Here is a 19,822-nt window from a genome sequence, read left to right as displayed (position 1 = left end):
TACAATTGATTTATATATAGAAAAAGGCAAAAAATTAATTTTTTGCCTTTTTTGTTTTTATTCTTTTAGATTGTTTTTTAATTCTTCCCAAGATTTAGTACTTATAATAGTTTTGTAATCTGCATCTTTTTGTTTGCTATACTCAACAACATATTTTGCTCTTTCTTTAGACTCTGGATGACTGCTAACCCAAGTAAGATATTCGGGTATTGTAGGGTTTATTTCAGATAATTTGTACAAGAAATCTGCAAAAGGAGCAGGGTTTACTTTTGCATTTAATAAATAATCTACCGCTTTCATATCTGCTTCTTTTTCTAATTCCCTACTAAAAGCAGCCGAAGATAAAAGTTTGGCAGTTTCTTTAATTACTTCTAGGTTTCCGTTTCCTGTAGTAATCGAAATCAGTAAAGAAATACCTGTTTCTCTAATCAGCTTTCTCATTACATGTTTTAACTCTATGTGTGCAATTTCATGACAAATTACGCCGGCCAATTCTTCTTGAGAATCTGCATTAAGCACCAAGCCACTGTAAATTATTAAATGTCCGTTTGGCAGTGCAAAAGCATTAATTTCATCTTTTAAAAGTATGTGAACCTTTATTTTTTTTCGATCAATTTTATTAGCATTACAAAGATGATTAACAATCGAATCTATTGTTTTTGTTGTCTGGATGTTTGTGTTTTCTTTTTCAGAGTTTTTAAAAAATTTCCAAAAAAGATTGCCTAGCTTTTGTTCTGTTTTATCAATATTTTTTTCGACATCAAAAATTTTCACCCAGTTTACTTGAGCTAAAGAAAACCACAGTGCAAAAAACAGTATTACGGCTAATGATATTTGAATTATAACTTTTTTCATATTCTTTTTTTACAGATAAGATTTGTTAATGTTCCGTAAAGCCACCATTCTACATGAATACCTTTTCTAGTATTTACAGCAATGTAAATGGTTGTTATAAATTCGATAAGGTTAAAAACAATAGCAACAATAATGTAGGCAATGTAGTTGTTTGTAATCGTTTGATCTTCAAAAAAGATTGATACTGTCCACCAAAAAGCATAGCTATTCATTACAAGTAAAGATAATTGAGAAAGCAATGCTTGCGTACAATGCCACCGAACAAAATAAGAAGATTTTCGGTTGCCTAAGTAAAATATAAAGGTGGCAATTAGATTTACGATTGGTAAGGGTAGCCCAACAATAATTGCTAGTAAAGACATTAAATAACTATTAGAAGCAGCTTCTAGTTCATGCTCTCCTGGTAAGTATGTAAATTTTTTTATGTGAATCATAATCCTTTATTAATATTCCAAATCCAGTTTAAAATTACCAATACTATTAAAACAAACGCTATTTTCGGTTTTTTAATAGTGGTAAGTATTTTTATGTAAAATTGTAAAAATGTATTTGTTTTTTTAAAGAGGTCTTTAAGAATCCAAAACGGAGAAATAAGCAGGACTATAAAAATTAAATACCCTAGGGGATTGCTATATAAAGCATCTAAAAAATGACCCTGAATTATTGATGTTACAGAGCGAGTTGTGCCACAGGATGGGCAAGGTATGTTTGTAATTTGTTTAAGAAAACAAACCCGAAAAGGGTTGTTTGAAAAATTATTTTTGGTTACTTGTAGTAAAATCCAAACATACCCTACAACAGAGGCTATTATAACACGTACATAAAGCCTATTCCTGTTAAGTGACATTTTTATAAAAAACGTTGAATTTTTTCTATATTTTTTTCACGGGTTGCTTTCTGAATTAAAAACCAATCTACAATGGTCCATATACCAAAACCACCACATGTTATAAGTTTACCAATTCCCATTGCTGTATCTCCAATCATAAATCTATCGATACCAAAAGCACCTGCAAGTAAAGAAACAATAAGTATTGTGGTAGGATCTTTAAATTGGGTAGTCGACAGTATAGACCATTTTGATTCATCAACTTGTAACATTCTATTTCTTATTACGTTTATTTGATGACTTTCAAAAAATTTTCCGTTAGTCATGATAAATAGGTCTACTTTTTGTGCGTCCATTTTCTTTTTTTTAATTTTATATTATCCTACTCGTATGGCTTTTCGGTTGCGCCTTATTATTATTAATAGTTTTAGTTTTTAATCTTATCAATAATTTTCTTTAAAGAATCGTAAAAAACTGGTTAAAACTAGTTATTTAAATTGAATAATATAAATAAAAAGTTAAAAAAAGAAGTTAGGGAGTCTTCTTTATTTATTGATCAGTTGCCCTTCAATTTAATATTTTACAGTACCATTAAGTTACAACCTCTAATATCCGAAGCATCAAAACGACCAATAATTTCAAAAGTTTTATCTGTATGAATTTTACCGAGATCTTGTGTTGCAATAAATGAGCAAGAATTATAGTTTGCCAGATCAATTACATTAATACCACCAGTTTTACCAACTGCTTGTATAGACAATGCGTCTTCGGTATCTCTGATTAAAATCTTCATCCAAGGTGGTGTTTTAAAAATACCATTCCCGTTAGAATAGGCCTGACTTAACAATTCTGTCATGCCATATTCTGAGTGTATTTTTTGAACCCCAAAACCATTTTGTAGCACAAGGTGTAACTCTTCTCTTATAAGTTCTTTTCTTCTACCCTTCATGCCACCAGTTTCCATAACAATCGTATTTTTTAGTTGAAACTGATGTTGCTCTATTAAATCTAATAAGGCAAATGAAACGCCAATTAAAAGTATTTTTTGGCCTTTTTTATCTAAAGTTATTAATTTTTTAGCCAACTCATCAATATTATCAAGATAAAACCCACTTTCTATATTGTTAGTTTTTTTTATTAAATCATCTACCATAAAAACTAATGAAGATCCTTTTCTTTCTAAATAATTAGGCAGTAAAGCTAGCACTACATAATCTTCTATATGGTTATAAAAATGGCTAAAACCTTTTAAATAACTTTCTTTGTAAAGGTTAATATCGGTAACAAAGTGTTTGCTAGTTGTACTTCCGGTAGTGCCAGAACTGGTAAAAGTTTCTTGAATTTTGTCTGTAGATGACAAAATTTTCTTGTTCTTAAAAAATCCGATAGGTAAAAAAGGTATTTCTTCTATTTTATTTATTTCTGATGGATGGATGTACAACAAATCGCAAAAAGAACGGTATACTTTATTATTTTTAAACTGATGTTTAAAGGTTTGTAAAGCTATTTTTGTAAACGCTTCTTCAGATTTTATGTTAAAAATATTTTCTTGCATTGTTCCCGCAAAAATAATGTAAAATCTTATTCCTTATATATTTTTAAGATTAATTCTCCAGCGTCATTCATCGAAGCTCTGTACATACCAGCAGTGTTAAATTCAAAAGCCATATTTCCGTTTTTATCTAAAGCCACAACTCCGCCAGTTCCACCAAGTTTTGTGAGTTTATTTTGTATGACATCTTTGGTGGCATTTTTTAAACTTTTTTGTTGATACTCCATTTGTGCAGAAATATCATAGGCAACTTGGCTTCTAATAAAGTACTCGCCCCAACCGGTAGAAGAAACTCCGCAGGTTTTATTATTTGCATAGGTACCAGACCCAATTATTGGTGCGTCTCCAATTCTACCCCAACGTTTGTTTGTCATTCCGCCAGTAGAGGTTCCTGCAGCAATATTCCCATTTTTGTCTAGGGCAACACAGCCAACGGTTCCGAATTTTGCATTTTTAATATCAGCATCATAAAAGGCTGCTTTTTTGTCATCATGATCTAATTCTGTCTTATTTCTATTTTTAATTCTTTGTAAAGATTGAAAACGTTTTTCTGTATAAAAATAATTAGGAGCCACTATTTCCAATCCTTTTTCTTTTGCAAAAGTTGATGCACCTTCTCCAGATAACATTACATGATCTGAGTCTGTCATTATTTTTATAGCCAATTCAATTGGGCTTTTTACATTTTTAACACCTGCAACGGCACCCGCATTTAATGTTTTTCCATCCATAAATGAGGCGTCTAGTTCATTGGTTTCTTCGTGAGTAAAAACAGCACCTTTACCGGCATTAAATAATGGAGATTCTTCCATTACTTGAATAGTTTTTAGCACAGCTTCTTGGCTTGTTCCTCCGTTTTTAAGAATTGAGTGCCCTGTTTTAATAGCTTCTGTTAGTTTTGCTTTGTATGCTGCTTCTTTTTCATCAGACATGTTTTTCTTTAAAATTGTACCAGCACCACCATGAATAATAATGGCAAAATCGTTCACTTTTTCTTGTCTTTTTTCTGGGTTATCTGTTTTTAATGAATCGAGCTTACATCCGAAAGAAATTATTAAAAGAGAGGTAATAAAAAGTAATTTTTTCATAAGTATTTTGTTTAAATTTAAACAATAATTATTGTTTTTGTTAAATTTATAAGTATCTAAAATTATTTGTAAATTCGTACCTCGAATGTAATCAACTAATACGAAACAGCAAAATGACAGATTTTGGAATACAAGGAGTTTTAGACCAATTAGGTTTAACAGCTATAAATAATGGAACTTCAACAGGTGTAAACAACTTTTCTAACGGAGAAATTATAGCATCTTACTCTCCAGTAGATGGAAAATTAATAGGAAAAGTAAAAGCAACTACGAAAGAAGATTACGAACAAGTAATACAAACTGCCAGTAAAGCGTTTTTATCATTCAGAAATATGCCAGCTCCACAACGTGGAGAAATTGTACGTCAGTTTGGTAATAAATTAAGAGACTTAAAAGAACCTCTTGGCAAATTGGTTTCTTACGAAATGGGAAAATCTTTACAAGAAGGGTACGGAGAGGTTCAAGAAATGATTGATATCTGTGATTTTGCTGTTGGATTGTCTAGACAATTAAACGGACAAACAATTCCGTCTGAAAGGCCAGGTCATGTAATGCGAGAGCAATGGCACCCAATAGGTATTGTGGGTATTATTTCTGCTTTTAATTTTCCGGTTGCAGTTTGGGCATGGAACACTGCTTTGGCTTGGATTTGTGGTGATGTTTGTGTCTGGAAAGGCTCAGAAAAAGCACCTTTATGTGTTGTAGCTTGCCAAAATATTATAGCACAAGTTTTAAAAGATAACCATTTACCAGAAGGAATTTCTTGCATTATAAACGGCGATTATAAGGTTGGCGAATTAATGACAACTGACACTCGTATTCCGTTAGTTTCTGCAACAGGATCTACAAGAATGGGAAGAATTGTTGGAGCAACTGTAGCACAACGTTTCGGAAAATCTTTATTAGAATTAGGAGGAAACAACGCCATTATAATTACACCAACTGCAGACCTAAAAGTGGTAGTTCCTGGTGCTGTTTTTGGTGCTGTTGGTACTTGCGGACAACGTTGTACTTCTACCAGAAGATTAATTATTCACGAATCTGTGTATGATAAAGTTCGAGATGCAATTGTTGGTGCGTATGGGCAATTAACTATTGGAAATCCGTTAGATGAAAAAAATCATATTGGGCCATTAATTGATAAAGATGCTGTTAATACCTATTTAGCTGCTATTGAAAAAGCAACAACTGAAGGCGGAACCGTTTTAGTTGATGGTGGTGTTTTAGAAGGAAAAGGATATGAATCTGGCTGCTATGTTAAACCAGCAATTATAGAAGCAGAAAATCATTTTGAAATAGTACAACACGAAACTTTTGCACCTATTTTATATCTAATGAAATATAGTGGAGAAGTAGAAAATGCTATTGAAAAACAAAACGGTGTTGCTCAAGGATTGTCATCAGCAATTATGACAAACGAACTAAAAGAAGCGGAAAAATTCTTGTCTTATGCAGGTTCAGATTGCGGTATTGCCAATGTAAATATTGGCACTTCTGGCGCAGAAATTGGTGGTGCTTTTGGTGGTGAAAAAGAAACTGGTGGCGGACGCGAATCTGGCTCTGATGCCTGGAAAGTGTATATGAGGAGGCAAACAAATACCATTAATTATTCAGATGAACTACCTTTAGCACAAGGCATTAAGTTCGATTTGTAGTTTTTTTTAAAAACTCTATAATTTAATATAACCGTGTCACTTCGACGATAGGAGAAGTCTCATAACCGTGAAAAGCTAAAAAGAAACAAGATTTTAGACTTATAGAAACAAGACTAAAAAAATCAGCTTTGTGAGATTTCTCGTTAACACTCGAAATGACAATACAGAATATAACATAACCCTTTGTCACTTCGAACGACAGAGAGAAGTCTCATAACCTTGAAAAGTTAAAAAGAGATTAGATGTTAGACTTATAGAAACAAGACTAAAAAGAACTAACTTTATGAGATTTCTCGTTAACACTCGAAATGACAGAACAGAATAAAATACAATCCTTTGTTACTTCGACGAAAGGAGAAGTCTCATTGCAGTGAGAAGCTAAAAATAGACTAGATGTTAGACTTATAGAAACAAGACTAAAAAACTAGCTTTATGAGATTTCTCATTAACACTCGAAATGACAGAACAGAAAAAAACACAATCCTTTGTCACTTCGACGAAAGGAGAAGTCTCATAACAGTGAGAAAAGTTAAAAAGAAACTAGATGTTAGACTTATAGACATAAGACTAAAAAAACTAACTTTATAAGATTTCTCGTTAGCACTCGAAATGACAATACAGAATAAAACACAATCCTTTGTCACTTCGACAAAGGAGAAGTCTCATAACAGTGATTTTTAATAGGAGTTTCTTTATGAGATTTCTCGTTACCACTCGAAATGACAGAACGGAATGTTTGTTTTAGCCCAGATTGAAACGGCATCCTTTTTACTTCGTTCGAGTGAATTTGCTTTTTTGCAAATTTACAAAGAGAACTCAGTAAAAAGATATAGTGGAAAGCTGGAAATAGCTTCAAAAAAAAATTAAAAACCTAAAACTAGTTTTGCAATAGAAAAATAGATTAAAATACCTAAAATATCGTTACTGGTAGTTATAAAAGGGCCTGTTGCCAAGGCAGGATCTACACCTCTTCTGGCTAAAATAATAGGAATAAATGTGCCAATTATAGCAGCAATTACAATTACAGAAACCAAAGACATTGCTACAGTAATTCCTAACTTTAAAGGGAATCCTAAAAATAACATTCCAGCAGACATTAAAAGTGCAGCTAGCACAAACCCATTTAACAATCCTTGTAAAATTTCTTTTAAAAGTCTTCTAAAAAGAGAGCCTTTTAAACTATCGTTAGCCAAACCTTGTACAATTATAGCAGAAGATTGTACACCCACATTACCAGCCATTGCGGCAATTAGTGGGGTAAAGAAAAAGAGTTCTGGGAAATTTTTCATGGCACCATCAAAACTACCTAATACAGATACCGAAATAAAGCCACCAAAAAGGGCTAAAATTAACCAAGGCAAACGTGCTTTTGTAAGTTCCCAAATGGTATCATTTGCTTCTACATCTTGAGAAAAACCAGCTGCCATTTGGTAATCTTTGTCGGCCTCATCTCTAATAACATCTACAATATCATCAATTGTAATTCTACCTACTAAAACGTTGTTATTATCTACTACAGGAATGGCTTCTAAATCGTATTTTGCCATTATTTTTGCAACTTCTTCATCATCTTCTGTTACTGTTACAGAATCTACAGTGTCTTTAGAAATATCGGCAATTTTTTGATCAGATTTTGCAATTATCAAGTCTTTTAAAGACAATCTACCTACTAGTTTATCTTCTTTATCTACTACATAAATAGAGTGCACACGGGTTACTTCTTTTGCTTGTCCGCGTATTCTGCGCATGCAACCAGCAACGGTCCAAGTTTCATATACCTTTACCAATTCTTTTGCCATTAAAGCCCCTGCAGTATTTGCATCGTAAGATAAAAGCTCTTTAATATCTGCGGCTAAAACATCATCTTGTAAGGCATTAATTACTCTTTTTTGACGTTCTTCAGAAAGTTCTCCAATAATATCTGCGGCATCATCAGAATCCATTTCACCAATTTCGTTGGCAATTTCTTTTGCAGATAAATTTTCTAGAATTTTTTCACGAATATCTTCGTCTAACTCAGTAAGTATTTCAGAGGTTTTTTCGCTGTCTAGCAGTTTTATAATGTAGATAGCTTCATCAAAATCTAACTCATCTAAAACCTCTGCAATATCTGCAAAGTGAACTTCGTGAAACAATGCTGTAATTGCCTTTGCATTGTCTGCAACAATAAGTTCTGTAAGGTGGTCTAAAAAAGTATCAGTAATTTCAAATGCCATCTGCTATTAATTTTTGCGTAAGAGAAATAAATTCTGAAACGGATAATTGTTCTGGTCGTTTCGCAAATATAGGGTCTTCTTTTAAGGTTTCCGAAATTTGAAAAGACTTTAAGCTAGAACGCAACATTTTTCTTCGTTGGTTAAACGCTGTTTTTACCACTCTAAAAAATATTTTTTCATCTACAGGTAGCGTATAATCTTTCTTTCGGATACATCTGATAACGCCAGAATCTACCTTTGGCGGCGGATTAAAAACAGTTGGCGGAACTGTAAATAGGTATTCTACATCAAAAAAAGCTTGGGTTAAAACAGATAAAATACCGTATACTTTAGAGCCTTCTTTTTCTGCAATTCTTTTGGCTACTTCTTTTTGAAACATGCCAGAAAATTCTGCAACAAATTCTCTGTTTTCAATGGCTTTAAATACAATTTGGGTAGAAATATTGTACGGAAAATTACCAATAATAGCTACCTGTTTGTGGTTGCAAATTTCAGGTAGGTTTTGTTTTAAAAAATCGCCTTCAATAATTTTAAAATTATCTTTACTGGTATCTAATTTTAATTGTTCTACCGGAAAAACATCTTGTAAATACGCAACCGATTCTCTATCGAGCTCTAAAACAGTAGTTTTTACGTTTTTTTGTAAGAGGTATTTTGTTAAAACACCCATTCCTGGGCCAATTTCTATAACATCTTTATACCCTGTTTCTGTTAAAGCATCTGCAATATTTTTTGCAATACTTTCATCAGTTAAAAAATGCTGACCTAAATGTTTTTTTGCTTTTACAGACACCCTTTTATATTTTAAGCTTTAAAAGCAAAAGTACAGTTTAATTTCGGCATAATTTTTGGTTTCTATTATAGATTTAAAAATGACTCTATGACAAGAAAAGTATTTGTTCTTTTTTTATTTTTTATTACTAGTACAGTTACCTTATCTCAAACAGGAAAGCTAGCAAAAGGAAAACAAAGCCTAAAAGAGAATAGAAGTGTAAAACCAACTTTTTCATCCTCGACAACTAAAGCTACTTCTTCTAAAAGATCTCAGAGAGAATACAATGAAGATTTAGGCTTTGGCTTTTTACTTAAAGAGCTTTTTGTAAAGCTTTTTGCATATACTGCTTATGGTTTAGTTGTTGAGTCTCCTTTTGAAAAAGAAAGTAAAATGCACGATGCAGAATTATCGAACTACCCATATAAACAAGCCTATTTTGGTAATTACATATATACAGACTCTATTAATTACAACATTACTCGGCTTGATGTTTACACTAGCTATGTTAAAGAAAACAATAACCTATCTGGTGTAAATTTAGGAGTCGATTTTAGGTTTTTAAAACGCTTAAGTTTGGGGGTTCATTTTACAGAGTTAAAAGAAAAAACGATAACTGGCAAAGAGTCTTTTTCATCCTTTTCATCGCTCTTAAAATATCATAGAATACGAACTCAAAAAATTGACGCTTGGTTTGGGCTTGGTTTTTTACATGTAGGGAATAATGTAAACAACAGTGGTTTTGCTTTTGGTTTAGGTGCAGATTGGTTTGTAACAAAACCAGTTAGCATTCGCGTTTCTCATAAATGGGCTAATATAAATAAACGTGAAGTAAACAACCTAAAATTGTTATTAAAGTACCATATAAACAGGTATCATATTGCATCTGGCTATGAACACTTTAAAATAGGCCCTTCTAAAATAAATACTTTTTCTGTAGGTATAGGTGCTAGTTTTTAATTTTTTGTTACTGTAGGGTAGTATTCTTTTATTAATTTTAACTCTGTTCTAAAAGTTAGCATTTTATCGCTAAACTTTTTAAGCCCTTCTCTTTCTAAGCTTTCTTTATGCAATTTATAGTAATCGTCTAAATCTTCTCTCGAGTTAACACTATATTGTATCGAATAGGTTTTACCACCCATTTCTTCTTCAACAAGAACTTCTGTTAGTTTTGCTGCTGTAAATTTACTAGTATTTAAAACGTTGATAATATGTGTTTCTATCCAAGCAAGCCATTCTTTATGAACGCTATTATCGATGTTTATGGTTACGTTATAGATGTACATTTTTTAATTATATGTTATTTTTAAAATTCAAAATTAATTTTTTGGCACAAAAATTGACTATTGTAAAACGAATCAACTAAATTAAATATTATGATTACGCTTTACAATCAATATAAAACAGCCAAAATAAAGGCAGTAGCGTTTATGAAAGCCGGACAAATAACTTCTTATTTGAGAGCGCTTAACGAAGCAAATAAGTATAAGAAACTATTAATTAGTGTTGCTTCTAATTAATAATATCAAAACCACAATAAGGCACCAATACCTCTGGTATTTTAATTCCTTTTTCTGTTTGATAGTTTTCTAATATACCCGCTAAAACCCTTGGTAAAGCTAAAGAACTTCCGTTTAGCGTATGTGCTAGTTCACTTTTACCATCTTTGTTTTTAAAACGAAGCTTTAATCTATTTGCCTGAAAAGTTTCAAAGTTAGAAGCAGAGCTAATTTCTAGCCATCTATCCTGACCCGTAGAAAACAGTTCAAAATCAAAAGTTAAAGCAGCCGTAAAACCAGTATCTCCGCCACATAAGCGTAAAATTCTATACGGTAATTTTAGCTCATTTAAAATCTCTTTAATATGTGCAACCATGCCGTCTAAAGCTTGGTAAGATTTTTCAGGATGCTCAACACAAACAATTTCTACTTTATCAAATTGATGCAATCTATTTAGTCCTCTAACATGCGCACCATAACTACCTGCTTCTCTTCTAAAACAAGGCGTATAACCAGTTCTTTTTATCGGAAAATCTGTTTCTTGTAATAAATTACCACGAAACATATTTGTAATTGGCACTTCTGCCGTTGGTATTAAATACAAATCATCTTCTGCACAATGGTACATTTGACCCTCTTTGTCTGGCAATTGACCCGTTGCTGTTGCAGAGGCAGCGTTTACTAAATGCGGTACTTGCACTTCAGTATAGCCAGCCTTGGTATTTTTGTCTAAAAAGTAATTGATTAAAGCACGTTGCAATCTTGCTCCTTTACCTTTATAAACAGGAAAACCTGCACCTGTAATTTTCGTTCCTAATTCAAAATCGATAATATCATATTTCTTAGCCAATTCCCAATGAGGTAGTGGGCTATCTCCTAAATCCGGAATTTCACCTTCCTTAAAAATCTCTTCATTATCTTTTTCAGATGTTCCTGCTTTTACAGACGCATGCGGTATGTTTGGTATTGTGTATAGCAACGTTTGCAACGCTTCTGTAATTTTATTTAAGGCATCGGTTTGTTCTTTAGAAAGTTCTTTTAACTGCCCTGTTTTTTCTTTCAAAAGAGTTGCTTTTTGAACCTCTCCAGATTTAAAAAAACCACCAATTTCTTTCGATATTTTATTAGATTCTGCCAGTGTGTTGTCTAAAGCAACTTGGGCAAGTCTTCTGTTTTCGTCGGCAGTTAAAACCTCTTCAATAATTTTTGCAGCATTTGCAAAATTACGTTTTTCTAGGCCTGCTATAACAGTTTCTTTGTGATCTCTAATAAATTGTACTTGTAACATTTGCGTTGTAATTTAGAAATGCAAATATATAATTTTAGCGTTGTTTCTATGCGAAATAACAAATTAAAAGTACACAAGGTAATATTAGTTTTTTTATTTTTTTGGCGTTACCACAAGGGTCGCGCTTTACACTATATCTTTTTAATTTTTAGCGAAAAGATACAATGGAAAGCCTGTTAAAACGCCCAAAAAATAATTTTATGAAGAATGATATTGTCTGTTAAACGTCGTCAAAATCAATTTTTATTGAAGAGGTTGTTGGGTATGCTTGGCATGCTAAAACCAAACCTTCTTCTATTTCACCATCAGTTAAAATAGAATTTTTTACCATTACTGCTTTTCCTTCGGTTACTTTGCATAAGCAAGAGCTACAAACACCGCCTTGGCAAGAGTAGGGCGCATCTAAATTATTGCGTAAACTTGCTGCAAGAATATCGTCTGTTTGTTGCATGGTAAAGGTGGTTTCTTCATCATCTAACAAAACAGTAACTTCTGTAAAACCTTCTTTAATTTCAGAGACAGCGGCTTCGTTTAAAGTTGTTGTAAAAAGTTCAAAATAAATGTTTTCAGCTGTAAAGTTTCGTTCTTTTAAAGTTTCAGAAACTTCGTTAATCATTGCTTCTGGTCCACAGATGTAAGCGCTATCAAAGTTGATATCTGCATATTTATTTAAGAAAAAATTTGTGTGTCCTTTGTCTATTCTGCCAAACAAAGTGTCTTCTTGTTGTTCTCTACTACAAATATAATGCAGATTAAAATTGTCTGGATTAGCCTCTTTAAGAGCGTCTAATTGTTCTTTAAAAATAGTATCTGCAAAAGTTTTGTTACCGTAAATAAGTGTAAATGTAGCAGTAGGTTCTGATGCTAAAACATCTTTTACCATCGATAAAATAGGGGTAATACCAGAACCCGCAGCAAAAGCAATGTAATTTTTCTTTGGTTTTGGTTGTAGTATAAATTTTCCTTCAGGTTCAGAAACTTCTATAAAATTTTCTGCTTTTAATTCTGTAGTTGCATAGTTAGAAAAAATACCATTTTCTACAGCTTTAATGGCTACTTTTAAAAACGAATCTGTTGGCGATGAGCAAATTGAGTAAGCCCTTCTTACTTTTTTACCATTGATGGTTTTTTTTAGAGTTACGTATTGCCCTGCATGAAATGCAAATTTAGATTTTAAATTTCCGGGTATTTTAAATACCAAAGAAACCGCATTTGCGGTTTCTTTAATTACTTCTTGTATGTTTATTTTATGAAACGTTGCCATTAACTGTATGTATTATACCAAATTATTTGCAATTAAATATTCGGCTATTTGAACTGTGTTGGTTGCAGCACCTTTTCTTAAGTTGTCTGCAACGATCCACAAATTTAAGGTATTTTCTTGAGATTCATCTCTTCGAATACGTCCAACAAAAACTTCGTCTCTATTGTGTGCATTAATTGGCATTGGGTAGACGTTGTTTGCCAAATCATCTTGTACAATTACACCCGGAAAATCGTTTAATAACTGACGTACTTCTGTCAAGTCAAAATCGTTTTCAAACTGAACGTTAACAGCTTCAGAGTGCCCGCCAGCAGTAGGTATACGAACTGCGGTTGCTGTAACAGAAAAAGAATCGTCACGTAAAATTTTCTTAGGCTCTTTTACCAATTTCATTTCTTCTTTTGTGTAGCCGTTCTCTAAAAAAATATCACAATGAGGCAAAGCATTTCTACCAATTTTATGCGGATAGGCCATTTCGCCATCAATACCAGCTTCTTCGTTGTCTAATTGTTGTACCGCTTTTACGCCCGTACCAGACACAGATTGATAGGTAGAAACTACCAAACGTTTCATTTTGTATTTGTCATGCAAAGGCGATAAAGCCATAACCAATTGTATGGTAGAGCAATTCGGATTTGCAATAATTTTATCATCAGAAGTTAAAACATCACCATTAATTTCTGGGACTACCAATTTTTTTGTCGGATCCATTCTCCAAGCAGAAGAATTGTCTATAACTGTAGTGCCAACTTCGGCAAATTTTGGTGCCCATTCTAAAGAAGTATCGCCACCGGCAGAAAAAAGTGCAATATCTGGTTGCATTTTTACAGCATCAGCCAAGGTAACAATTGTGTATTGCTTGCCTTTGTAGGTTAGTTTTTTCCCAGCAGAACGCTCAGAGGCTACCGGAATAAATTCGGTGATCGGTAAATTTCTTTCTTCTAAAACTTGTAACATTACGGTACCAACCATTCCGGTTGCGCCAACTACAGCTATTTTCATCTTTTTTGTTTTTTTATAGTACAAAGATGCTAACAAAATTAATTTCCACCATTTTTTTGATAAAAAAATACCAATATATTTCGGTTTGTTTAAAATTAAACAAATTGATTTAATTTTTCTTTTTTCGAAGCTGTTTCCAGCTATCACTACTCGCTTCCCGATAAAAAATCGGGAGAGCTCAAACAAACCGTTCTATCTGGGCTAAGCATTTTTGCAAACATTATTTTTTTAGTAAGCAGCTTTTTTATGAATTAAAGAAGGCTAAAAGTCCTAATAATAGCTGCTTTTTCATAAAAAATTGTAAGTTTGTACTTTATTAACAAATCCTGATTTAGTTCAGCTTAAAAAATTAGTATAGCATGCAACTGTACAATAAATTAAGCGCCATAGAACGCGCTGCATTAATAGACAAGGCCGGTAAAGACCGCCTTACCATTTCTTTTTATCAATATCACAAGATAAAAAACCCACAACTTTTAAGAGATAAATTATTTATAGAATGGAACGCGTTAGATGTTCTAGGTAGAATTTATGTTTCTTTTGAAGGTATTAATGCGCAACTATCGGTTCCGTCAGAAAATTTTTATGCTTTAAAAGACCAATTAGATAGCATTGTTTTTTTAAAAGACATTCGTTTAAATGTTGCTGTAGAGCAAGATAACAAGTCGTTTTTAAAATTAAAAGTAAAAGTGCGAGACAAAATTGTGGCAGACGGTTTAAACGATGCCACTTTTGATGTTACCAATAAAGGAACTCATTTAAATGCGAAAGAATTTAATGAAATGTTGGCAAATCCAGATACAGTTTGTGTAGATATGCGCAACCATTACGAAAGTGAAATTGGTCATTTTGAAGGTGCTGTAACGCCAGATGTAGATACATTTAGAGACTCTTTAGATATTATAGAAGAAGATTTAAAAGACAATAAAGAAGATAAAAATTTACTAATGTATTGTACTGGTGGTATCCGTTGCGAAAAAGCTTCTGCTTACTACAAACACAAAGGTTTTAAAAATGTTTTTCAGTTAGAAGGCGGTATTATAGAATACACACGTCAGGTAAATGAAGAAGGAATCGAGAATAAATTTATTGGTAAAAATTTTGTGTTTGACCATAGAAGGGCAGAAAAAATTACAGAAGATGTAATTGCCAATTGCCACCAATGTGGCAAGCCTTCAGATACACATACCAATTGCGCCAATGAAGGTTGTCATTTGCTTTTTATACAATGTGATGCTTGTGCAGAAAAAATGGAAAATACCTGTTCTACAGATTGTCAAGAAATAATTAAACTTTCTTATGAAGAACAAAAAGAGCGCAGAAAAGGCAAGCACGCTAGTAATAAAATATTTAAAAAGGGTAGAAGCGAAGTGCTGAAGTTTAAGAAATAATTCAGTAATTCTGATATCTGTAAAGTTAAAAATAACTTTTAAAAACCTCTATCGGAGGTTTTTTTTATGTGAAAATTTAACTTTCAATTTTCAATCCATTTTCATATATTTACTGATTAAGCAACAAAGATCATTTTTGTTGCAAACAATTGAGTATCAATTTTTAAAAAAAACTTTAGGTTTAGTTTTTAGTGTGTTTTTAAAAAACAACTAACAATTAACAACTAAAGACTAGATATATATGGCATGTGGTAGTTGTGGTACAACAGAAAATGGCGTACCAAAAGGTTGTAAGAGTAATGGTAATTGCGGGTCAGGAACTTGCGGAAGCGGTAGTAATAAACTAGCCGTTTTCGATTGGTTGTCTAATATGACTCTGCCTTCTGGACAAGAGCGTTTTAATATTTTTGAAGTCCGTTTTAAAAACGGACGGAAACATTTTTACAAAAATGTAGATAATTTACCCATAACTATGGGCGATATTGTTGCAGTAGAAGGAAATCCTGGACATGATATTGGTACGGTTTCTTTAGCGGGCGAGTTGGTAAAAGTGCAAATGAAAAAGCACAAAATAACCAAAGACCACGAAGATGTAAAGAAAATTTATAGAAAAGCAAGTCAGAGAGATATTGATGTTTGGCAACAAGTTAGAGCCAAAGAAGAAGAGACCCAGCGAAGAGGTAGAGAGATTTTAGGTCGTTTAGGTTTGCAGATGAAACTGTCTGATGTAGAATATCAGGGCGATGGTAATAAAGCAACTTTTTATTATACTGCAGAATCTCGAGTAGATTTTAGACAATTAATTAGAGATTTGGCAAGTGCTTTTTCTATTCGTGTAGAAATGAAACAAGTAGGGGCAAGACAAGAAGCCGCTCGTTTAGGAGGTGTTGGTTCTTGTGGTAGAGAGCTATGTTGTTCTACTTGGTTAACAGATTTTAGAAAAGTAAGCACTTCTGCAGCGCGTTATCAACAATTATCATTAAACCCTTTAAAGTTAGCGGGGCAATGCGGAAAATTAAAATGTTGTTTAAATTTTGAATTAGATACCTATTTAGATGCTTTAAAATCTTTTCCGAAGCAAGATGTTGTGTTAAAAACAGAAAAAGGAGAGGCTGTTTTTGTAAAGATGGATATTTTTAAAAATCATTTATGGTATACCTATAAAGAAGAGCGTTTTAAATGGTTTCGATTAACATTAGAACAGGTTTTAGAAATTATTGAGCTGAATAAAAATAATGAAAAATCTATTTCGTTAGAAGAGTATGAAGCAGATGTAGAAATTCCTGTAAAAGTAGATTTTGAAGATGCTGTTGGTCAAGATAGTTTAACACGTTTTGATACTCCGAAACAAAGTAAGCGCAATAGAAATAATAGAAACAGAAATAAGAAAAAGCCGCAAGCTGTAGCTGCAAACAATGCGAACAAGCCTAAGCCAAATTCTAATCAAAAAAGAAAACCGGTACCTAGAAAATCATCTAATCCAAATAAAAAAACAAATACAAGTCAGCCAAAATCATCTCAACAAAAACAGCGTCCGAACACTAAAAGACCTGAAGGAGAAGTAAAAAAAGCACAAAAACCAAGAAAGCCCAACAAAAATAACAATAGGCAAAAAAATGAGAATGCACCTGAAAAGAAATAATTTTTCAATTGTTTTAGTTGCTTTTTTACTGTTTTTTTCTTGCAATGAAAAAGCCAGTTTTAATGAGTATAAATCAATAGCATCTAAAGGCTGGAAAGCGGGTGAAAAAGTAGTTTTTAGTTTTGAGGTAAAAGATACCATTTCATCAAACAACTTGTTTATAAACATTAGAAATAATGATGCTTACAAGTATCGAAATTTGTATTTAATTACAGAGATGATTTTTCCTAATAAAACAATTGTTGTTGATACTTTACAGTATGAAATGGCAGATAAACAAGGTCTTTTTTTAGGGAATGGTTTTACAGAAATAAAAGAGAATAAATTATATTATAAAGAAAATAAAAGGTTTCCGTTAACGGGTAATTATCTTTTAAAAATTAGACATGCAATGCGTAAAAACGGAGAAATTTCCTCCATTCCGTTTTTAGAAGGCGTTTTAGACGTGGGTTTAAGTATCGAAAAATAGATTAAAAAAATGGTGAAAAAGAAAACGACAAATTTTAAAAAGCAAGTAAAATGGTTTTGGGGGGTAGTACTAGGTGCTTTTTTTATGTTAATAATGATATTTTTATTTGCTTCTTGGGGGCTTTTAGGTCCTTTACCAACCTTTGAAGAGTTAGAAAATCCAGAAAATAATTTAGCAACAGAAATCATTTCATCAGACGGTAAAACGCTAGGTAAATATGCTGCTGAAAATAGAACACCTATTAAATTTAAAGATTTACCAGACAACATAGTTAACGCTTTAGTTGCTACAGAAGATGAGCGTTTTTACGAGCATTCTGGCATCGATTTTAGAGGAACCGCGAGAGCTGTTTTAAAACCAGGAAGTGGTGGTGCAAGTACCATAACACAGCAATTGGCAAGAATGTTGTTTACAGGTAAAAAGTCTAGAAATAAAATTAAGAGAGTTTTTCAGAAAGTAAAAGAATGGGTGGTAGCCACCAAGCTAGAAAGGCAATATACTAAGCAAGAAATTATTGCGATGTATTTAAATAAATACGATTTTTTAAACCAAGCAGTGGGCATACGTTCTGCAGCACGTATTTATTTTGGGAAAGAACCACAAGAATTAGCGGTTCAAGAATCTGCAATGTTAGTAGGTATGCTAAAAAATTCATCTTACTACAATCCTTTAAGAAGAGAAGAATTAGTAACAAATAGAAGAAATGTTGTTTTAAAACAAATGCATAGAAATGCATTTATTTCTTTGCAAGAAAAAGACTCTTTACAACAACTAGATTTAGGTTTAAACATTCATAAAGAAGGCCATAGTGATGGTTCTGCAACTTATTTTAGGTCTCATTTGCAAAAAGTTATGCGCAAATGGGTGCAAAATAATTTAAAACCAAACGGAGAAGAATATAATATTTTTAGAGATGGATTAAAAATTTACGTAACCATAGACTCTAGAATGCAACAATATGCAGAAGAAGCTGTAAATGAACACATGTCTAATTTACAATCTTATTTTTTTGCAGAACAAAAAAGAAATAGAACAGCACCTTTTTACGATTTAGATAAGGCAGAAATTAACAGAACTTTAAACAGAGCTAAAGTAAATTCTGATCGATATAAACGATTAAAAATTGCAGGTAAATCAACCAAAGAAATTGACGCTATCTTTAAAAAGAAAACAAAAATGAGTGTGTTTTCTTACAAAGGTGATATAGATACTATTATGTCTCCAAACGATTCTATTCGTTATTACAAATACTTTTTACGTTCTGGTTTGTTATCGATAGAACCGCAAACAGGGCATATAAAAGCTTGGGTTGGCGGTGTAAATAACAAACACTTTAAATACGATGCAGTTGCCCAACAAAAAAGACAAGTTGGTTCTACATTTAAGCCATTTGTGTATGCAACGGCTATTAATCAATTAAAATTATCTCCATGCAACGAGTTTCCGAATGTGTTGTACACCATTCCAAAAGGGAAATATGGAATTCCAGAAGAATGGACTCCAGAGAATTCAGATAAAAAATATGGAGGCATGTTAACATTAAAAGATGGTTTGGCAGGTTCTGTAAATACCATGTCTGCTAGATTAATAGATATGGTTTCGCCAGAAAACGTTGCTCGTTTAGCAACTTCTGCAGGAATTTCTAGCGATATTAAAGCAAATCCATCTATTGCTTTAGGAGCCGTAGATTTATCTTTAATAGAAATGGTGAGCGCATATGCTACTTTTGCAAACAAAGGGTTGCGAGTTGCCCCAATGATTTTAACAAGAATAGAAGATAAGAATGGTACCGTTTTACAAGAGTTTACCCCAGAAACAAAAGAAGTATTAAGTGAAGAGTCTTCTTATGTTGTGTTAGATTTGTTAAAAGGTGTTACAGAGTCTGGGTCTGGTGTTCGATTAAGATTACCATGGAAAAAGGCAGGGTATATTACCGGTCATCCTTATAAATTTACAAACCCTATTGCAGGTAAAACGGGTACAACACAAAATCAATCAGATGGTTGGTTTATGGGAATTGTACCTAATTTAGCAACAGGTGTTTGGACAGGTGGAGAAGACAGAGCAACACACTTTGCAGGAATAGCTAAAGGACAAGGCGCAACCATGTCTTTGCCTTCTTGGGCATTATACATGCAAAAATGTTATGCAGACGAAACGCTAAATATTAGTGCAGAAGATTTTGAGAAACCTTCTAATTTGTCAATAAATATAAATTGTGAAGAGGCATCAGAAGAACAAAAAGAAACCGTTGAAGAAGACACCGATTTTTAGTATAAGCCTGTTTAAAAATCTCTAAA

19 protein-coding genes are annotated in these 19,822 nt (G+C 32.7%); 7 read left to right on the top strand and 12 right to left on the bottom strand.

The window, feature by feature from the left end:
* Nucleotides 1-57: 57 nt before the first annotated feature.
* From Q0678_RS04320 to Q0678_RS04295, 6 genes are all read right to left on the bottom strand, one after another.
* Nucleotides 58-855 carry a M48 family metallopeptidase gene (locus Q0678_RS04320; protein WP_299054432.1) on the bottom strand — a complete coding sequence of 266 codons (798 nt, stop codon included), beginning with the start codon at nucleotides 853-855 and terminating at the stop codon, nucleotides 58-60.
* On the bottom strand, nucleotides 852-1,289 hold the full coding sequence (locus Q0678_RS04315) for a DUF4870 domain-containing protein (protein WP_299054431.1): 438 nt from the start codon (nucleotides 1,287-1,289) through the stop codon (nucleotides 852-854). Before Q0678_RS04315 ends, Q0678_RS04320 begins: the two co-directional genes overlap by 4 nt.
* Complete coding sequence (locus tag Q0678_RS04310) at nucleotides 1,286-1,702, bottom strand: DUF2752 domain-containing protein (RefSeq protein WP_299054430.1); 417 nt, start codon at nucleotides 1,700-1,702, stop codon at nucleotides 1,286-1,288. Before Q0678_RS04310 ends, Q0678_RS04315 begins: the two co-directional genes overlap by 4 nt.
* A gap of 2 nt (nucleotides 1,703-1,704) precedes the next feature.
* A complete protein-coding gene (locus tag Q0678_RS04305; RefSeq protein ID WP_299054428.1) occupies nucleotides 1,705-2,040 on the bottom strand; it encodes a TM2 domain-containing protein in 336 nt (111 codons plus the stop codon).
* A gap of 224 nt (nucleotides 2,041-2,264) precedes the next feature.
* The gene (locus Q0678_RS04300; RefSeq protein WP_299054426.1) at nucleotides 2,265-3,239 is read right to left on the bottom strand and encodes an acyl transferase; all 975 of its coding nucleotides are present in this window, start codon (nucleotides 3,237-3,239) and stop codon (nucleotides 2,265-2,267) included.
* Nucleotides 3,240-3,265: 26 nt separating this feature from the next.
* Nucleotides 3,266-4,324, bottom strand: coding sequence for an isoaspartyl peptidase/L-asparaginase family protein (locus tag Q0678_RS04295; RefSeq protein WP_299054424.1), 1,059 nt, complete (start codon nucleotides 4,322-4,324; stop codon nucleotides 3,266-3,268).
* 113 nt (nucleotides 4,325-4,437) lie between these two features.
* On the opposite strand from Q0678_RS04295, the gene Q0678_RS04290 reads away from it, so the two are divergent.
* Nucleotides 4,438-5,979: an aldehyde dehydrogenase family protein gene (locus Q0678_RS04290; protein ID WP_299054423.1), complete on the top strand. Its 1,542-nt coding sequence runs from the start codon at nucleotides 4,438-4,440 to the stop codon at nucleotides 5,977-5,979.
* A gap of 863 nt (nucleotides 5,980-6,842) precedes the next feature.
* Here Q0678_RS04290 and mgtE read toward each other — a convergent pair.
* Together mgtE and rsmA are read right to left on the bottom strand one after the other, a co-directional pair.
* Complete coding sequence (gene mgtE, locus Q0678_RS04285; protein WP_299054422.1) at nucleotides 6,843-8,195, bottom strand: magnesium transporter; 1,353 nt, start codon at nucleotides 8,193-8,195, stop codon at nucleotides 6,843-6,845.
* Nucleotides 8,185-8,988: a 16S rRNA (adenine(1518)-N(6)/adenine(1519)-N(6))-dimethyltransferase RsmA gene (gene rsmA / locus Q0678_RS04280; RefSeq protein ID WP_299054420.1), complete on the bottom strand. Its 804-nt coding sequence runs from the start codon at nucleotides 8,986-8,988 to the stop codon at nucleotides 8,185-8,187. Before rsmA ends, mgtE begins: the two co-directional genes overlap by 11 nt.
* An 87-nt stretch (nucleotides 8,989-9,075) precedes the next feature.
* On the opposite strand from rsmA, the gene Q0678_RS04275 reads away from it, so the two are divergent.
* Nucleotides 9,076-9,927 (top strand): hypothetical protein, encoded by an 852-nt coding sequence (locus Q0678_RS04275; protein WP_299054419.1) that lies wholly within the window; start codon nucleotides 9,076-9,078, stop codon nucleotides 9,925-9,927.
* Here Q0678_RS04275 and Q0678_RS04270 read toward each other — a convergent pair.
* Nucleotides 9,924-10,253, bottom strand: a complete 330-nt coding sequence (locus tag Q0678_RS04270) for a DUF4286 family protein (protein ID WP_299054417.1) — start codon at nucleotides 10,251-10,253, stop codon at nucleotides 9,924-9,926. The two genes, Q0678_RS04275 and Q0678_RS04270, sit on opposite strands and share 4 nt — an antisense overlap.
* A gap of 90 nt (nucleotides 10,254-10,343) precedes the next feature.
* On the opposite strand from Q0678_RS04270, the gene Q0678_RS04265 reads away from it, so the two are divergent.
* Nucleotides 10,344-10,487 (top strand): hypothetical protein, encoded by a 144-nt coding sequence (locus Q0678_RS04265; RefSeq protein ID WP_299054415.1) that lies wholly within the window; start codon nucleotides 10,344-10,346, stop codon nucleotides 10,485-10,487.
* Here the strand turns inward: Q0678_RS04265 and serS are convergent.
* The 3 genes from serS to Q0678_RS04250 form a co-directional block, all read right to left on the bottom strand.
* Nucleotides 10,480-11,754 (bottom strand): serine--tRNA ligase, encoded by a 1,275-nt coding sequence (gene serS / locus Q0678_RS04260; protein WP_299054414.1) that lies wholly within the window; start codon nucleotides 11,752-11,754, stop codon nucleotides 10,480-10,482. The two genes, Q0678_RS04265 and serS, sit on opposite strands and share 8 nt — an antisense overlap.
* A 220-nt stretch (nucleotides 11,755-11,974) precedes the next feature.
* Nucleotides 11,975-13,018, bottom strand: coding sequence for a ferredoxin--NADP reductase (locus Q0678_RS04255; protein ID WP_299054411.1), 1,044 nt, complete (start codon nucleotides 13,016-13,018; stop codon nucleotides 11,975-11,977).
* A gap of 12 nt (nucleotides 13,019-13,030) precedes the next feature.
* Complete coding sequence (locus Q0678_RS04250; RefSeq protein WP_299054409.1) at nucleotides 13,031-14,020, bottom strand: aspartate-semialdehyde dehydrogenase; 990 nt, start codon at nucleotides 14,018-14,020, stop codon at nucleotides 13,031-13,033.
* A 359-nt stretch (nucleotides 14,021-14,379) separates the two neighbouring features.
* Between Q0678_RS04250 and Q0678_RS04245 the strand changes: the two genes are divergently transcribed.
* The 4 genes from Q0678_RS04245 (at nucleotide 14,380) to Q0678_RS04230 (ending at nucleotide 19,796) form a co-directional block, all read left to right on the top strand.
* Complete coding sequence (locus tag Q0678_RS04245) at nucleotides 14,380-15,411, top strand: rhodanese-related sulfurtransferase (RefSeq protein WP_299054408.1); 1,032 nt, start codon at nucleotides 14,380-14,382, stop codon at nucleotides 15,409-15,411.
* Between the two features lie 241 nt (nucleotides 15,412-15,652).
* Nucleotides 15,653-17,053 (top strand): regulatory iron-sulfur-containing complex subunit RicT, encoded by a 1,401-nt coding sequence (locus tag Q0678_RS04240; protein ID WP_299054406.1) that lies wholly within the window; start codon nucleotides 15,653-15,655, stop codon nucleotides 17,051-17,053.
* Nucleotides 17,034-17,522, top strand: a complete 489-nt coding sequence (locus tag Q0678_RS04235; RefSeq protein ID WP_299054403.1) for a gliding motility lipoprotein GldH — start codon at nucleotides 17,034-17,036, stop codon at nucleotides 17,520-17,522. The genes Q0678_RS04240 and Q0678_RS04235 overlap by 20 nt, the downstream gene beginning before the upstream one ends.
* A 9-nt stretch (nucleotides 17,523-17,531) precedes the next feature.
* On the top strand, nucleotides 17,532-19,796 hold the full coding sequence (locus Q0678_RS04230) for a transglycosylase domain-containing protein (RefSeq protein ID WP_299054400.1): 2,265 nt from the start codon (nucleotides 17,532-17,534) through the stop codon (nucleotides 19,794-19,796).
* Nucleotides 19,797-19,822 lie beyond the last annotated feature (26 nt).

Origin of the sequence: uncultured Polaribacter sp., assembly GCF_947497125.1 — a bacterium.
Lineage (GTDB): Bacteria > Bacteroidota > Bacteroidia > Flavobacteriales > Flavobacteriaceae > Polaribacter.
The sequence above is the reverse complement of the archived record's forward strand: the minus strand, read 5'-3'. Positions and strand labels throughout refer to the sequence as shown.

What these genes read in the sequence shown, in the direction of transcription:
- Q0678_RS04320 (WP_299054432.1), bottom strand. Translation starts at nt 855, where the DNA reads ATGAAAAAAGTTATAATTCAAATATCATTAGCCGTAATACTGTTTTTT.
- Q0678_RS04315 (WP_299054431.1), bottom strand. Translation starts at nt 1,289, where the DNA reads ATGATTCACATAAAAAAATTTACATACTTACCAGGAGAGCATGAACTA.
- Q0678_RS04310 (WP_299054430.1), bottom strand. Translation starts at nt 1,702, where the DNA reads ATGTCACTTAACAGGAATAGGCTTTATGTACGTGTTATAATAGCCTCT.
- Q0678_RS04305 (WP_299054428.1), bottom strand. Translation starts at nt 2,040, where the DNA reads ATGGACGCACAAAAAGTAGACCTATTTATCATGACTAACGGAAAATTT.
- Q0678_RS04300 (WP_299054426.1), bottom strand. Translation starts at nt 3,239, where the DNA reads ATGCAAGAAAATATTTTTAACATAAAATCTGAAGAAGCGTTTACAAAA.
- Q0678_RS04295 (WP_299054424.1), bottom strand. Translation starts at nt 4,324, where the DNA reads ATGAAAAAATTACTTTTTATTACCTCTCTTTTAATAATTTCTTTCGGA.
- Q0678_RS04290 (WP_299054423.1), top strand. Translation starts at nt 4,438, where the DNA reads ATGACAGATTTTGGAATACAAGGAGTTTTAGACCAATTAGGTTTAACA.
- mgtE (WP_299054422.1), bottom strand. Translation starts at nt 8,195, where the DNA reads ATGGCATTTGAAATTACTGATACTTTTTTAGACCACCTTACAGAACTT.
- Q0678_RS04275 (WP_299054419.1), top strand. Translation starts at nt 9,076, where the DNA reads ATGACAAGAAAAGTATTTGTTCTTTTTTTATTTTTTATTACTAGTACA.
- Q0678_RS04270 (WP_299054417.1), bottom strand. Translation starts at nt 10,253, where the DNA reads ATGTACATCTATAACGTAACCATAAACATCGATAATAGCGTTCATAAA.
- Q0678_RS04265 (WP_299054415.1), top strand. Translation starts at nt 10,344, where the DNA reads ATGATTACGCTTTACAATCAATATAAAACAGCCAAAATAAAGGCAGTA.
- serS (WP_299054414.1), bottom strand. Translation starts at nt 11,754, where the DNA reads ATGTTACAAGTACAATTTATTAGAGATCACAAAGAAACTGTTATAGCA.
- Q0678_RS04255 (WP_299054411.1), bottom strand. Translation starts at nt 13,018, where the DNA reads ATGGCAACGTTTCATAAAATAAACATACAAGAAGTAATTAAAGAAACC.
- Q0678_RS04250 (WP_299054409.1), bottom strand. Translation starts at nt 14,020, where the DNA reads ATGAAAATAGCTGTAGTTGGCGCAACCGGAATGGTTGGTACCGTAATG.
- Q0678_RS04245 (WP_299054408.1), top strand. Translation starts at nt 14,380, where the DNA reads ATGCAACTGTACAATAAATTAAGCGCCATAGAACGCGCTGCATTAATA.
- Q0678_RS04240 (WP_299054406.1), top strand. Translation starts at nt 15,653, where the DNA reads ATGGCATGTGGTAGTTGTGGTACAACAGAAAATGGCGTACCAAAAGGT.
- Q0678_RS04235 (WP_299054403.1), top strand. Translation starts at nt 17,034, where the DNA reads ATGCACCTGAAAAGAAATAATTTTTCAATTGTTTTAGTTGCTTTTTTA.
- Q0678_RS04230 (WP_299054400.1), top strand. Translation starts at nt 17,532, where the DNA reads ATGGTGAAAAAGAAAACGACAAATTTTAAAAAGCAAGTAAAATGGTTT.